At 66.5% G+C, this 12,417-nt stretch carries 17 protein-coding genes; 7 read left to right on the forward strand and 10 right to left on the reverse strand.

Annotated elements, in window-relative coordinates; genetic code table 11:
• Positions 1 to 4 precede the first annotated feature (4 nt).
• The gene (locus tag ACXJKC_RS20935; RefSeq protein WP_456698693.1) at positions 5 to 304 is read right to left on the reverse strand and encodes an MGMT family protein; all 300 of its coding nucleotides are present in this window, start codon (positions 302 to 304) and stop codon (positions 5 to 7) included.
• 3 nt (positions 305 to 307) lie between these two features.
• Positions 308 to 1,480: an adenylyltransferase/sulfurtransferase MoeZ gene (gene moeZ / locus ACXJKC_RS20940; RefSeq protein WP_456698694.1), complete on the reverse strand. Its 1,173-nt coding sequence runs from the start codon at positions 1,478 to 1,480 to the stop codon at positions 308 to 310.
• A gap of 153 nt (positions 1,481 to 1,633) precedes the next feature.
• On the opposite strand from moeZ, the gene ACXJKC_RS20945 reads away from it, so the two are divergent.
• Together ACXJKC_RS20945 and ACXJKC_RS20950 are read left to right on the forward strand one after the other, a co-directional pair.
• On the forward strand, positions 1,634 to 2,278 hold the full coding sequence (locus ACXJKC_RS20945; RefSeq protein WP_456698695.1) for a TetR/AcrR family transcriptional regulator: 645 nt from the start codon (positions 1,634 to 1,636) through the stop codon (positions 2,276 to 2,278).
• Positions 2,275 to 2,535, forward strand: coding sequence for a DUF3107 domain-containing protein (locus ACXJKC_RS20950; RefSeq protein ID WP_456698696.1), 261 nt, complete (start codon positions 2,275 to 2,277; stop codon positions 2,533 to 2,535). The genes ACXJKC_RS20945 and ACXJKC_RS20950 overlap by 4 nt, the downstream gene beginning before the upstream one ends.
• 79 nt (positions 2,536 to 2,614) lie before the next feature.
• Here the strand turns inward: ACXJKC_RS20950 and ACXJKC_RS20955 are convergent, their stop codons facing one another.
• Positions 2,615 to 3,313, reverse strand: coding sequence for a ferritin-like fold-containing protein (locus ACXJKC_RS20955; protein WP_456698697.1), 699 nt, complete (start codon positions 3,311 to 3,313; stop codon positions 2,615 to 2,617).
• A gap of 114 nt (positions 3,314 to 3,427) precedes the next feature.
• Between ACXJKC_RS20955 and ACXJKC_RS20960 the strand changes: the two genes are divergently transcribed.
• Complete coding sequence (locus ACXJKC_RS20960) at positions 3,428 to 4,849, forward strand: DEAD/DEAH box helicase (RefSeq protein WP_456698698.1); 1,422 nt, start codon at positions 3,428 to 3,430, stop codon at positions 4,847 to 4,849.
• Positions 4,850 to 4,861: 12 nt separating this feature from the next.
• On the opposite strand, the gene ACXJKC_RS20965 is transcribed toward ACXJKC_RS20960, so the two are convergent.
• The gene (locus ACXJKC_RS20965) at positions 4,862 to 5,530 is read right to left on the reverse strand and encodes a L,D-transpeptidase (protein ID WP_456698699.1); all 669 of its coding nucleotides are present in this window, start codon (positions 5,528 to 5,530) and stop codon (positions 4,862 to 4,864) included.
• Between the two features lie 38 nt (positions 5,531 to 5,568).
• Positions 5,569 to 6,360 (reverse strand): ParA family protein, encoded by a 792-nt coding sequence (locus ACXJKC_RS20970; RefSeq protein ID WP_456698708.1) that lies wholly within the window; start codon positions 6,358 to 6,360, stop codon positions 5,569 to 5,571.
• A 61-nt stretch (positions 6,361 to 6,421) separates the two neighbouring features.
• On the opposite strand from ACXJKC_RS20970, the gene ACXJKC_RS20975 reads away from it, so the two are divergent.
• From ACXJKC_RS20975 to ACXJKC_RS20990, 4 genes are read left to right on the forward strand one after another with little or no spacing between them, the layout of a single operon-like run.
• Positions 6,422 to 7,180 carry an SDR family NAD(P)-dependent oxidoreductase gene (locus ACXJKC_RS20975; protein WP_456698700.1) on the forward strand — a complete coding sequence of 253 codons (759 nt, stop codon included), beginning with the start codon at positions 6,422 to 6,424 and terminating at the stop codon, positions 7,178 to 7,180.
• Positions 7,181 to 7,182: 2 nt separating this feature from the next.
• Positions 7,183 to 8,010: an alpha/beta fold hydrolase gene (locus ACXJKC_RS20980; protein WP_456698701.1), complete on the forward strand. Its 828-nt coding sequence runs from the start codon at positions 7,183 to 7,185 to the stop codon at positions 8,008 to 8,010.
• Positions 8,010 to 8,621 (forward strand): sulfite oxidase-like oxidoreductase, encoded by a 612-nt coding sequence (locus tag ACXJKC_RS20985; protein ID WP_456698702.1) that lies wholly within the window; start codon positions 8,010 to 8,012, stop codon positions 8,619 to 8,621. The genes ACXJKC_RS20980 and ACXJKC_RS20985 overlap by 1 nt, the downstream gene beginning before the upstream one ends.
• Positions 8,618 to 9,337 carry an FAD-binding oxidoreductase gene (locus ACXJKC_RS20990; protein ID WP_456698703.1) on the forward strand — a complete coding sequence of 240 codons (720 nt, stop codon included), beginning with the start codon at positions 8,618 to 8,620 and terminating at the stop codon, positions 9,335 to 9,337. Before ACXJKC_RS20985 ends, ACXJKC_RS20990 begins: the two co-directional genes overlap by 4 nt.
• Before the next feature lies 1 nt (position 9,338).
• Here ACXJKC_RS20990 and ACXJKC_RS20995 read toward each other — a convergent pair whose 3' ends face one another.
• Genes ACXJKC_RS20995 through ACXJKC_RS21015 form a run of 5 tightly spaced genes read right to left on the reverse strand, consistent with a single transcriptional unit; the run spans position 9,339 to position 12,417 of the window.
• Positions 9,339 to 10,166 (reverse strand): PHP domain-containing protein, encoded by an 828-nt coding sequence (locus tag ACXJKC_RS20995; RefSeq protein ID WP_456698704.1) that lies wholly within the window; start codon positions 10,164 to 10,166, stop codon positions 9,339 to 9,341.
• Between the two features lie 9 nt (positions 10,167 to 10,175).
• Positions 10,176 to 10,739 (reverse strand): histidine phosphatase family protein, encoded by a 564-nt coding sequence (locus ACXJKC_RS21000; RefSeq protein WP_456698705.1) that lies wholly within the window; start codon positions 10,737 to 10,739, stop codon positions 10,176 to 10,178.
• Positions 10,736 to 11,770, reverse strand: coding sequence for a MaoC family dehydratase (locus tag ACXJKC_RS21005; RefSeq protein ID WP_456698706.1), 1,035 nt, complete (start codon positions 11,768 to 11,770; stop codon positions 10,736 to 10,738). Before ACXJKC_RS21005 ends, ACXJKC_RS21000 begins: the two co-directional genes overlap by 4 nt.
• 11 nt (positions 11,771 to 11,781) lie before the next feature.
• Positions 11,782 to 12,264: a general stress protein gene (locus ACXJKC_RS21010; protein ID WP_456698707.1), complete on the reverse strand. Its 483-nt coding sequence runs from the start codon at positions 12,262 to 12,264 to the stop codon at positions 11,782 to 11,784.
• Between the two features lie 9 nt (positions 12,265 to 12,273).
• Positions 12,274 to 12,417: an acyl-CoA dehydrogenase family protein gene (locus ACXJKC_RS21015; RefSeq protein WP_456697624.1), complete on the reverse strand. Its 144-nt coding sequence runs from the start codon at positions 12,415 to 12,417 to the stop codon at positions 12,274 to 12,276.

The raw sequence follows: 12,417 nt of genomic DNA on the forward strand, positions 1-12,417 counted from the left end.
ACACTCAGTCGGGGAATCGCCACAGGGCCTCGGACATATCCACAGCCGAGCCGTTGGCCCGCATCGGCGTTCCCTCGTCGCGGTAGTGCGCCTGGGCGTCGATCCCGTGGGATGCCGGCAGGGAACCGTCCGCGCGCACGACCCGCCACCACGGCACGGCGCCGCCCTCGAGTGCCATGACGCGCCCGACCTGACGAGGTCCACCGTCCTGCAGGATCTCGGCGATCCTGCCGTACGAGAGGACCTGGCCGGGCGGGATCCGCTCGACCAGGTCCAGGACGTTCTCGGTGAAGTCCTCGTGCACGGATCAGTACGTGGGCTGGCTCGGGTCGATCTGGTTGACCCACGCGACGACGCCGCCGCCGACGTGAACCGAATCGGCGTAGCCCGCGCCCTTGAGCACCGCGAGCGCTTCGGCCGAACGCACGCCCGACTTGCAGTGCAGCACGATCTGCTTGTCGCCCGGGAGCTGCTCGAGCGCCTTGCCGTTGAGGAACTCGCCCTTGGGGATCAGGATCGAGCCGGGGATCTTGTTGATCTCGTACTCATTGGGCTCGCGGACGTCGACCAGGACGAAGTCGCGACCGCCGTCGGCGCGCTCCTTGAGCCAGCCGTCGAGCGTCGTGACCGAGATCGTCGAATCGGCGGCCGCATCGGCAGCCTCTTCGCTGATCGCGCCACAGAACGCTTCGTAGTCGCTCATGAGCTCGGTGGGCAGGACACCCTCGGGATCACGACGGATCTTCAGCGTCGAGTACCTCATCTCGAGCGCGTCATAGACCATCAGGCGGCCGATCAGCGGATCGCCGATGCCGGTGATGAGCTTGATCGCCTCGGTCACCATGATCGAGCCGATCGAGGCGCACAGCACGCCCAGCACGCCGCCCTCGGCGCACGAGGGGACCATGCCGGCCGGCGGCGGCTCGGGGTACAGATCGCGGTACTGCGGACCTTCCTGCGCCCAGAACACCGACACCTGGCCTTCGAACCGGTAGATCGAGCCCCACACGTACGGCTTGCCGAGGATCACCGCGGCGTCGTTGACGAGGTAGCGCGTCGCGAAGTTGTCGGTGCCGTCGACGATCAGGTCGTAGCCGGCGAAGATCTCCAGGACGTTGTCGTTGTCGAGACGGGTGTTGTGCACGATCGTCTTGACGTAGGGGTTGATCTCGGCGACCGACGCCGCAGCCGATTCGGCCTTGGGCTTGTCGATGTCGGACTGGCCGTGGATGACCTGCCGCTGCAGATTGGACTCGTCGACGACATCGTCGTCGATGATGCCGAGGGTTCCGACTCCAGCGGCCGCCAGGTACAGCAGCGCGGGGCTGCCGAGCCCGCCGGCGCCGATGACCAGCACCTTGGCGTTCTTGAGTCGTTTCTGACCCGTCATCCCGACGTCGGGGATGATCAGGTGGCGGCTGTAGCGGCGAACCTCGTCAATCGTCAGTTCGTCTGCGGGTTCCACGAGTGGGGCGACCACGGCGTTCTCCTCTGTGCGGGCAGTGCTGTGCAAACAGTGCGGGGCCAAACAGTTCTGGTCGACACAACGCCGCCAGCACCTCCCATTGTTCCCCGCCGGGCCACGCACCCGCTCCGCCCGTCCGCATGCTGGGCGGGGCAGTAGTCTGAGGGCGTGACTGAAGCGATCCCCCTGCGTCCGCGCACCAGCCGCCTGCCGCGCAATGCGCGCCGCGCTCAGCTGCTCGAGGTCGCATTGAAGGTTTTCGTGGATCAGGGCTACCACTCAGCCTCGATGGACGAGATCGCCGAACGTGCCGGGGTCTCCAAGCCCGTGCTGTACCAGCACTTTCCCGGCAAGCTCGATCTCTACCTCGCGCTGCTCGAGACCTCGTGCGACACCGTCATCGAAGGCGTCCGCGGCGCCCTGGCCTCGACGCACGACAACCGCAAACGCGTCCAGGCGACGATGGAGCTCTGGTACGACTACGTCGCCGACCAAGGTGCTGCCTTCCGGCTCGTGTTCGAGTCCGACCTGACCAGCGACCCGTCGGTGCGCGAACAGGTCGACCGGGTCATCGAAGAATCGGCCACATTGGTCGCCGAGGTGATCCGCGAAGACACCGGACTGCCCCCGGCCGCGTCGCACCTGCTGGCCGTGAGCCTGGTCGGCATGGGCCATGTCGGAGCCCGCAACTGGCTGTCGCAGGACTCCAGCCTGACCCGCAATGAAGCTGTCCAACTCGTCGCCGCCCTCGCCTGGCGAGGTATCGGCGGATTCCCCCGCAACGACGATGAAACTACCCAAGGAGATGAGTGACCGTGGAGGTCAAGATCGGCGTGCAGTACGCGCCCCGCGAGTTGTCCGTATCGACCGAAGAGGATCCCAAGGCCGTTCTCGCGCTGCTCGACAAGGCCCTGGCCAATGACGCCGTGTTCACCTTGACCGACGACAAAGGCCGTACGGTCGCCGTACCGGCGGCCAAGATCGCGTACCTCGACTTCACGTCCGACGCGGGACGCAAGGTCGGTTTCGGTCTGGCAGCCAGCGAAGCGGTCACGGCCGGGGCCAAGTAGCCTCACGGCACTTTAAGCGGTGCGCTCGCGTCCAGATTGATCACCGATATGGACGCCAGCGCACCGCTCAAAGGTCTTGCTAGGCCGCGAGACCGAGGCGTTCCATCCGGGCGGCGTGTGCCTCGGTGATCCGGGTGAACATCCGGCCGATCGCCGCCAGGTCCATGCCCGGATGGTCGACACCGCCGACGAGCACTGCGCTCAGCGCATCCCGCTCGGCCACCACCATCTGGGCCTGGCTGAGCGCCTCGCCCATCAGACGCCGACCCCACAGGGCAAGACGTCCGCCGACCCGGTGATCGGCCTCGATCGCACCGCGAATCGCATCGACGACGAACTCCGAGTGACCCGTGCCGCTCAACGTCTCGAGCACGAGCTCACGGGTGTCTGGGTCGAGGAATGCGGCGATCTCACGATAGAAGTCGGCTGCCAGCCCGTCACCGACATAGGCCTTGACGAGTCCCTCCAGCCAGTCCGACGGCGTCGTCTGACGGTGGAACCGCTCGAATGTCTCGGCAAATGGCATCATCGCCTCGAAGGGGTCCTCCCCCAGCTCGACGAGGCGGTCGCGCAGCTTCTCGAAGTGACCGAACTCGGCGGTGGCCATCGCCGCGATCTCGACCTTCGTGCGCAGATCGGGCGCCATCTTGGCATCCTCGGCAAGCCGTTCACACGCGCTGATCTCGCCGTAGGCGAGGAGGCCGAGCAGCTCCAGGACACCGGTCTGGTAAACCGGATCGTCGATCGTCGCGGAAGGTGGAACGTCCTTGGTGGCCATGACAGTGCAGCGTAGCGCGTTAATCGAGTCCGTCAGACGTTAGACTGGTCGAGGAAATCCCACGAATCTGAAGAATTCGAGAAGACCCTGACTACGTTCAAAGATCTGGGCGTCATGCCCGAGATCGCCGACGCACTTGAAGACGTCGGCATCATCGATGCTTTCCCGATCCAGGAAATGACGCTCGGCGTCGCGCTCCTGGGAACCGACCTGATCGGCCAGGCGCGCACCGGAACCGGCAAGACCCTCGCTTTCGGCATCCCCGTCATCCAGCGCACTGTCGCTCCCCACGACGCCGACTACGACCAGTTGGCCGAAGGCAAGCCACAGGCCCTGATCGTCGCCCCCACCCGTGAACTCGCGATCCAGGTCGCCAGCGATATCGCCGTCGCCTCCAAGCGTCGCGGCACCCGCAACCTGACGATCTACGGCGGCGTCCCCTATGAGACCCAGCTCGACGCGCTCAAGACCGGCGTCGACATCGTCATCGGCACACCCGGACGTCTGCTCGATCTGGCCAACCGCGGCGCACTCGACCTGTCACACGTCAAGTCGCTTGTGCTCGACGAGGCCGACGAAATGCTCGACCTGGGCTTCCTGCCCGATGTCGAGTCGCTCCTGGCCAAGACCCCCGAGACCCGTCAGACGATGCTGTTCTCGGCCACGATGCCCGGCGCGATCGTCGGACTGGCGCGCAAGCACATGCGTCACCCGATGAACATCCGCGCGGAGTCCGGCGACGACGACAGCCAAATGGTCCCGGCCACGGCACAGTTCGTCTTCCAGGCGCATGACATGGACAAGCCCGAGGTCGTGGCCCGCATCCTGCAGGCTGACGACGTCGGCCGCGTCATCATCTTCACCCGCACCAAGCGGACGGCCCAGCGAGTCGCCGAAGATCTGATCGATCGCGGTTTCCCGGCTTCGCCGCTGCACGGTGACATGGCCCAGCCTGCGCGCGAGAAGGCGCTGACCAGGTTCCGTGAGGGCAAGATCGATCTGCTCGTCGCGACCGACGTCGCGGCCCGCGGTATCGACGTCGCCGGCATCACGCACGTCATCAACTACAACTGCCCCGAGGACGACAAGACGTACGTCCACCGCATCGGCCGCACAGGTCGTGCGGGCGCATCGGGAACCGCTGTGACATTCGTCGACTGGGCCGATCTCGCGCGCTGGAAGATGATCAACACCGCGCTCGGTCTGCCGTTCGACGAGCCGCAGGAGACGTACTCGACATCCGAGCACCTGTTCCACGATCTCGGCATCAGCCGCGACGTCAAGGGACGTCTCAAGCCGCCTTCGCCGAAGGAGCCCAAGAAGGACGACGATCGCGGCGCTCGCTCGGGTGGTCGCGGCGGCAGTCGTTCGGGATCGCGCTCCGGCGGATCCACCTCGGGCCAGCAGCAGACCTCCGGGAGCACCGGATCCGCAGAGGGCACGCCTCGCGCCCCCCGCAAGCGCAACCGCAACCGCTCGCGTGGCGGCAAGCCGGTCGCCGCTACCGAGACTCCTGCGGCAAGCTCGTCCGACTGATCTCGATCGGCATCAGGGCGTGACGTAGACCTTGGTGCCGATCGGGGCGAACTTCCACAGCGCGATGGCGTCGTTCTTCCACTGACGTACGCAGCCGGCCGACAGACGCTCTCCCAGTTGGGATTTGGTCTGTTCCAGTTTGCCGGTGTTGTCGCGCGGCACGGAGTGAAAGCCGATCGGCTCGCTGACCCCCGTCGCGAACCGGACAAAGTACTCCATCGTGCCGCTGGCATCGAATGCCGTCGCATGACGCGTCTTGGACGACACCGAATAGGCGCCGGGATCCAGGTTCTCGAACCGGCTGCCGGAGACCAGGTACGTGCGCTTCACGTCGTTGTCGTCGTCGATGAGCCAGACCCGCTGATCGCCCTGGTCGAACACAATCCGGCGTCCGTCACCCGAATTCTTCGGCGGCGCCGGGTCTGCTGGCGCCACCGCGTCGACGACATCGGCGGCCGGCGGCGTCGGCTGGGGCAACTGCGCAAGGACCGCTGACTCGATCGCCGCGGGCCCGGAGTCGGCCGTCGTGGACGACCCCGCCGAGGCCTGTCCCGCATCGGCCCGTAACTGCGGAAGCACCCCCGCTGCCGCACCACCCACGGCGATCGTCAAAGCGAGTGCGAGTCCGAGGACACCGATTCGGCCACGACGGGCTGAGCGGGCTGCACGATGCTTGGACACGCGGACATCCTATGTCGGCCGGTCGAACGAGGAGATGCCTATGCCCTTTTGCGCGTTCTCTTGGCCGGTGCGGCGAGCAGAGCGGCCGCCACCTGCCGATATGCCTCGGCGCCCTTGCTGGTGCGGGCGGTCGACAGCACCGACCGGCCGATCGCCGGCGCCTCGGCGAACCGGATGGTCTTGGGAATCGGCGGCGTCAGGATCGGCAACTCGTACGTCTCGCGGATCGCTTCGAGGACATTCTGGGCATGCTTGGTCCGACCGTCGTACATCGTGGGCAGGACGCCGAGGATCTCCAGCTTGGGGTTGATGAACTTGCGGACGTCGTAGATCGTGTCGAGCAGCTGCCCGACGCCGCGGTGCGACAACGTCTCGGCCTGCAGCGGGATCAGCACCTTCTGCGCGGCCGACAGCGCCCCGACCGTCAGGACGCCCAAGGTCGGCGGGCAGTCGATCAGGATCCAGTCATAGTCGTCGAGGACCTTGTCGAGTGCGACCCGGAGCCGCTGTTCACGCCCTGTGCGCCCCACCAGACTCTCTTCGGCCTGCGTCAACGTGATGTTCGCCGGCAGCAGGTGCATTCCGTCGTCGGTGATGACGATCGCGTCGTCGGCCTGCTTGGTGCCCAACAGCACCTCGGCCACCGAGACGTCGAGGTCTTCCGGGTCGATTCCGAGCGAGAACGTGAGACTCCCCTGCGGATCGACGTCGACCAACAGGACCCGTTGCCTGAGCTCGGCGAGTGCTGCCCCGAGAGACACCACCGTGGTCGTCTTGGCGACGCCACCTTTTTGGTTGGCCACAGCGATCGTCGTCGTCACGCTCGCCATTGTGTCACCCATACCGGTGGGGTGGGGCGTCGTTGCACAGGGCGTTTGGCATGCTTGGTCCATGACACGCCGTGCACTGGTGACAGGGGCCACTTCAGGAATCGGATATGCCTTCGCCCAGGAGCTCGCTCGACGCGGCCACGACCTGGTCATCGTGGCCAGGACGACCGACCGTCTCGAGACGATCGCGGCCGAGCTGCGGTCCGCACACGAGGTCCAGGTCGACGTCGTCACAGCCGACCTGTCAACCTCGGAAGGCATGTTGGTCGCGGCCAATGCGCTGACCGATTCGACCCGTCCGGTCGACCTGCTGGTCAACAACGCGGGTGCGTCCTTGGCAGGCTGGTTCGGGACGACCGACATCGCCGACGAGGACGCCCAACTCGACCTGCTGGTCCGTGCGCCGATGCACCTCATGGATGCCGCGTTCAAGACCATGGCCGGCCGCGGTGGTGGCCAGATCATCAACGTCGCGAGTGTCGCAGCGTTCACCCCGCGCGGCGCCTACTCGGCCCACAAGGCGTGGCTCGTCAATTTCAGCCGCTGGGCCGATCTGCACTACGACGACGTCAACATCTCCGTCCAGGCACTGTGTCCGGGGTTCGTGCGCACCGAGTTCCATCAGCGTGGCCAGATGGATGTCTCCGGCGTGCCGAAGTGGATGTGGCTCAAAGCCCATAAGGTCGTGGCTGCCTCGCTCCGGGATCTCGACCGCGATAAGACGCTCTCGATCCCATCCGCCCGGTACAAGGTGCTCGCGATGCTGGCCCAGTACCTGCCGAAGAAGCTCGTTGCAGGCGTCGCCAAACGGGGTCGCTGAGCATGAGCGTGCCCAGGTCGCTGGAACTGCCTGCGGGAGTCATCGCAACGGCGATCGAAACGTCTCGCGGGACGTTCGCCGCACAGATCGTGCTCGCCGAAGACCCGATCGGGCACGTCCTGCTGATTCCGGGCTGGACCGGCAGCAAAGAAGACTTCACTCCGCTGCTGCCGCTGCTGGCCTCGGCCGGTTTCGATGCGACGACATATGACCAACGCGGCCAGTTCGAGTCCCTCGGTCATCCCGGCGACGACTATTCGCTCGAAGGTCTGGCAACAGATGCCCTCGCGGTCCGCGAGAACAGTGGACGTCCCGCATCACATGTGTTGGGACATTCCTTCGGCGGACTGGTCGCCCAGCAAGCCACGACGCTCCGACCTGACGCCTGGAGCAGTTTGAGTCTGCTGTGCACGGGGCCCGGGGCGCTCGGCGAATCGTCCCGCAGGCCGCTGAAGAAGCTCGCCGCCGCGATCGGCAAGGTCCCCTTGCTCCACCTGCACGAATTGCGCGAGAACGGCATCAAACGCCCCGCCCAGATCACCGCGTTTCTGGCCAAGCGCTTCACGTCGAATGCCCCGGCCTCGCTCAAGGCGATGACCCAGCATCTGATCGACGCCCCCGACATCGTCGACGACGTCCTCGCAACGCAGGTGCCGATCTGGGTGGGACGCGGCGCCGACGACGATGCCTGGCCCCATGACGTCCAGGCCCTGATGGCGCAGCGACTCGGCACCCAGATCGAAGTCATCGCCGATTCGGCGCACTCCCCCGCGATAGAGAATCCCGAGGGACTCATGGCGGCTTGGCTGCCGTTCCTCGAGGCCCACTGATGGGCGTCACCCGAGGCTTCACGGGCCGGGATCGTCGCGGCGGTGACCAACGGCTGCCTCCAGGTCAGTACGACACCGGTGAGGGCTGGCCGGTGCTCTCGGCCGAGCTGACCCCCGAGGTCGACGTCGAGCGCTGGTCGTTGACGGTCGACGGACTCGTCGAGCGTCCCACGACGTGGGACTGGCGCGGCATCCACGCGCCACCCGGCTCGTCGTACTTCGGTGACATCCACTGTGTCACGACGTGGTCGAAGTTCGACATGACGTTCACCGGTGTCAGCCTCGACGACCTCCTCGCGATTACCGGGGTCAAGGACGAGGCCACGCACGTGTTCGCCACGGCGACGACGGGCTACACGACCAACCTGCCGCTCGACGACGTCCGCGGCGGCAAGGCCTGGATCGTCTGGGAAGTCGACGGCCGTCCGCTGACGCCCGAGCACGGCGGACCCGTGCGCCTTCTCGTCCCGCACCTGTACTTCTGGAAGTCCGCGAAGTGGATCACCCGCATCGAGCTGCGCGACCGGGACGAGCCCGGATTCTGGGAGCGCAACGGCTATCACGACCGGGGCGACCCGTGGCTCGAGCAGCGCTACCAGGGAGACGCATGACCGAGGCTCCGGTCGGCACCGCCTGGACCACGGGAGTCGTGAAGGAGATCGAACGGTTCGGCGATGCGTTCGTCAAGTTGCGGCTCGACGTCGCCGGCCGGGTCGACCATGTGCCGGGCCAGCACTACGTCCTGCGACTGCGCGCTCCCGACGGCTACACGGCCCAGCGGTCGTACTCGATCGCGTCCGATCCGGACGACCCGCTGGTCGAGCTGATGATCGAGTGCCTGCCTCGCGGCGAGGTGTCGTCGTTCCTGCACGAGATCGCCGAGGTCGGCGACGAGCTCGAGCTGCGGGGGCCCATCGGCAGGTGGTTCGTGTGGGGCGGGACGACGCCGTCGCTGTGCATCGCGGGCGGCTCAGGGGTCGTGCCGTTCGTGTCAATGCTGCGCTATGCCCGACGCACCGGCGCCGAGTCGAAGCTCCGGATTATCGCCTCGGCGCAGACCCGCGACCGTCTGCCGTACGTCGACGAGCTCGAGGCCCACGGGGCCTTGGTCGCGCTGACCCGCGAGAACCAGCCCCAGCCCGACGGGCCTGACCGAGTCGCCGCTCACATCTACCCCGATGAGATCGCGGCGCTGGCCGGCGGCATCGAACGGGCATACGTGTGCGGCTCGGTCGGCTTCGTGAGCTTCGTCGGTCGGTCGCTCGGCGAGGCCGGTGTGCGGGCCGACACCGTCAGGGTCGAGCAGTTCGGACCCACCGGCAGCTGAGTCAGCGACTGAACAGCCGGTCGAACTGTGCCGGATCCGTCGTGTTGGCGCCCAGATGGAACTCCGGGCCCTTGCCCGTGCCGTGATAGTCGCTCGAACCCGTGATCGCGAGATCGAGCTCCTTGGCGAGCGTGCGCAGCTCGGCCCGGACGGCCGGGGAGTGATTGTTGTGATCGACCTCGATTCCGGCAAGACCCGCAGCAGCCAGCTCGGCCAGGACGTCAGGAGTCAGCACTTTGCGACCACGACGCGCCCAGGGATGCGCCAGCACCGTCACGCCTCCCGCGGCATGGACCAGGTCGATGGCCTCGGTCAGCGGTGCACCGTAGCGTCCGACGTACACCGGCCCGTGATCGTAAAGCCAATCGCGGAACGCCTCGTCACGATCGGCGACGTATCCGGCCGCGACCATCGCATCGGCCACATGGGGCCGGCCTGAGGCAGCCGCGCTACCCGACTGGGCGACGACATCCTCGGCCGTCAGAGACATGCCATGTCCCTCCAGCTGCTCCAACAACGCCGGAAGGCGTGCATCACGGCCCTCCAGGATGCGTCGCAGTTCATCGAGCAGGGCCGCATCGGTCGGATCGAATCCATAGCCGAGCAGGTGGATGCTGACGTCGTCGCGCATCGCGGAGATCTCGATGCCCTTGACCAGCGTGATGCCGACCCGTCTCGCCGCGGCCTCGGCCTCTTCCCAGCCCGCGGTCGAGTCGTGATCCGTGATCGCCACGATGTCGAGGCCCGCGGTCTTGGCCTTCTCCACGAGCTCGGTCGGGGTGTCGGTGCCGTCCGAGCGATTCGAGTGGGTGTGAAGGTCGATGCGCACGGAATCAGGCTATGGCATGACGTTCCAGCGCCGGACAACCTGCGTGCCACGGTCGACGCCGAGAACCGACAACGTCGAGGTGTCGAGCACGAACAACCGTCCCTCGGAGACGTCCAGGCCCAGCCACCGGGCGGCCAGAGCACGGAGCGAGTGACCGTGCGCGAACACCAAGGTCGCCCCCTCGACGGCGCGCGCCTTGGCGACGATCCGGTCGAGGCGGGTCGTCACATCGGTCGCGGATTCGCCACCCGGACTGGGGTGCGTCCAGATCGTCCAGTCCGGAACGGTCTCCTGGATCTGCGGCGTCGTCAGGCCCTCGTAGTCGCCGTAGCTCCACTCGGCCAGGTCTTCGTCCACCTCTGCGTGGGCGAAGCCGGCAAGCTCGGCGGTGCGACGAGCCCGTCGACGGGGACTGGTCAGCACCTGCGCGAAATCGACATCTGCCAAGGATCTGGCGAGTGCCCTCGCCCCCGCCTCGCCGGCCTCGGTCAGCGGCAGATCGGTCGTCGAAGTGTGACGACCGTTGGCACTCCACTCGGTCTCACCGTGTCGGACCAGCCAGAGCTGGCTCATTGCGGGATGAGCGCCCAATAGTCGAGGTCGAGCAGGACGCCTGGGGCGTACTTCCCATCGTCGCCGCGCAGCGTCATCGACTCGTCGCGGTCCTTCGTGGCGACGAGCCGCAACCGCAGTGCGCCGACGCCCGGCGCGACGTTCTCGACCTTGTCGAGCACCTCCGACCAGGCGTAGACCGTGTCGCCGGCCAGCGCGGGCGCCGCATGGGCACCGCCGTTGATCGCTGCGATCAACTGCGCATTGGCCAGTCCGTTGAAGGACAGCGCCCGGGCCATCGAGATGATGTGCCCGCCATAGATGAGTCGGGTTCCATCAGGGCGCACCTGAGTGTTGAAGTGCACCTTGGCGGTGTTCTGCCAGAGGCGGGTCGCGAGCATGTGTTCGGGATCGGTCAGCGTCACGCCGTCGACGTGATCGATCTTCTCGCCGACCTCGTAGTCGCCGAGCCGGAACGCCTCACCTGCGGCGGCGGAATCGTACGAGGTGAAGTCGAGTCCCGCCGGGATCAGCAGATCCTCCGCGGCGACCGCGGATGCGAGGTCAGGGACGACCGTCTCGGGCGCAGGCGCCGAGTGGTCACGCTTGTGCACCATGACCCAACGGCACCAGTCGAGGGCCACTTCACCACGCTGATTCGTCGCGGTCGACCGGACGTACACGACGCCGGTCTTGCCGTTGGAGTTCTCCTTGACGCCGATGACCTCCGACGAGGTGCGGAGCGTGTCGCCGGGGACGACCGGCTGGTGGAAGCGGCATTCGGCATAGCCGAGATTCGCCACGGCGTTGAGCGAGATGTCCGGGACGGTCTTGCCGAAGCCGATGTGGAAGGCGATGAGCTCGTCGACGGGTGCCGGGCTCAGCCCGACCGATGCGGCGAACTCCGCCGACGAGCTCAGGGCGAACCGCGACGGGTACAGCGCGCCGTACAGCGCCCGGTCTCCCTCAGTCACAGTGCGAGGCGTCGCGTGCTCCAGCACCTGCCCCACCGTGAAGTCCTCGAAGAAGTTACCGGCGTTGGTCTTGGTCATGCACGGACCTCTCAGGCAAAGGGATTGGAGGCAGCGCCGGGCTGCTTGGCGAGCAGGGCTTGGCCGTCGGCCAGGAACTTGTGCTCGACCAGGACCTCGTACTTGGTCGCGACGACCTTCTGAACCGAGCTGAAGTCACGCTGTCCGCGGGTTGCGGCGTAGCCCATCGCACCGGAAACGAGACCGAACACGATGCCGAACGCCAAACCGCCGAGCACCGTGACCAGCACGGATTCGCCGTCGGAGAAGACGCTCAGGATCAGGCCGATCAGGATGCCCAGCCAGGCACCCGATGCCGCTCCGGCCGACAGCACGCGTCCCCACGTCAGACGACCGGTGACCCGCTCGACCTGACGCAGTTCGGTGCCGACGATCAGCACGTTCTGCACGGGGAACTCGTTGTCGGACAGGTAGTCGACGGCCTTCTGGGCGTCGGCGTACTTGTCGAAGACCCCGAGAGACTGCGGGTATTCCAGTGAGAAGATCTCAGCCATGATGCGTCCTTAGAGTTTGTATTCCTTGAGGAGGGCGCGTCCGATGATCATCTTCTGAATGTCGGAGGTGCCTTCACCGATCAGCATGAACGCGGCCTCACGGTAGAGACGCTCGATCTCGTACTCCTTGGAGTAACCGTAACCACCATGGAT

The organism is Aeromicrobium sp. P5_D10 (genome assembly GCF_054049535.1).

Excerpts from the sequence above, each read along its gene's own strand:
- ACXJKC_RS21010 (WP_456698707.1), bottom strand. The coding sequence starts at position 12,264 with ATGGCTGAGATCTTCTCACTGGAATACCCGCAGTCTCTCGGGGTCTTC.
- ACXJKC_RS20975 (WP_456698700.1), top strand. The coding sequence starts at position 6,422 with ATGACACGCCGTGCACTGGTGACAGGGGCCACTTCAGGAATCGGATAT.
- ACXJKC_RS21000 (WP_456698705.1), bottom strand. The coding sequence starts at position 10,739 with ATGAGCCAGCTCTGGCTGGTCCGACACGGTGAGACCGAGTGGAGTGCC.
- ACXJKC_RS20980 (WP_456698701.1), top strand. The coding sequence starts at position 7,183 with ATGAGCGTGCCCAGGTCGCTGGAACTGCCTGCGGGAGTCATCGCAACG.
- ACXJKC_RS20985 (WP_456698702.1), top strand. The coding sequence starts at position 8,010 with ATGGGCGTCACCCGAGGCTTCACGGGCCGGGATCGTCGCGGCGGTGAC.
- ACXJKC_RS20990 (WP_456698703.1), top strand. The coding sequence starts at position 8,618 with ATGACCGAGGCTCCGGTCGGCACCGCCTGGACCACGGGAGTCGTGAAG.
- ACXJKC_RS20955 (WP_456698697.1), bottom strand. The coding sequence starts at position 3,313 with ATGGCCACCAAGGACGTTCCACCTTCCGCGACGATCGACGATCCGGTT.
- ACXJKC_RS20960 (WP_456698698.1), top strand. The coding sequence starts at position 3,428 with ATGCCCGAGATCGCCGACGCACTTGAAGACGTCGGCATCATCGATGCT.
- ACXJKC_RS21005 (WP_456698706.1), bottom strand. The coding sequence starts at position 11,770 with ATGACCAAGACCAACGCCGGTAACTTCTTCGAGGACTTCACGGTGGGG.
- ACXJKC_RS20970 (WP_456698708.1), bottom strand. The coding sequence starts at position 6,360 with ATGGCGAGCGTGACGACGACGATCGCTGTGGCCAACCAAAAAGGTGGC.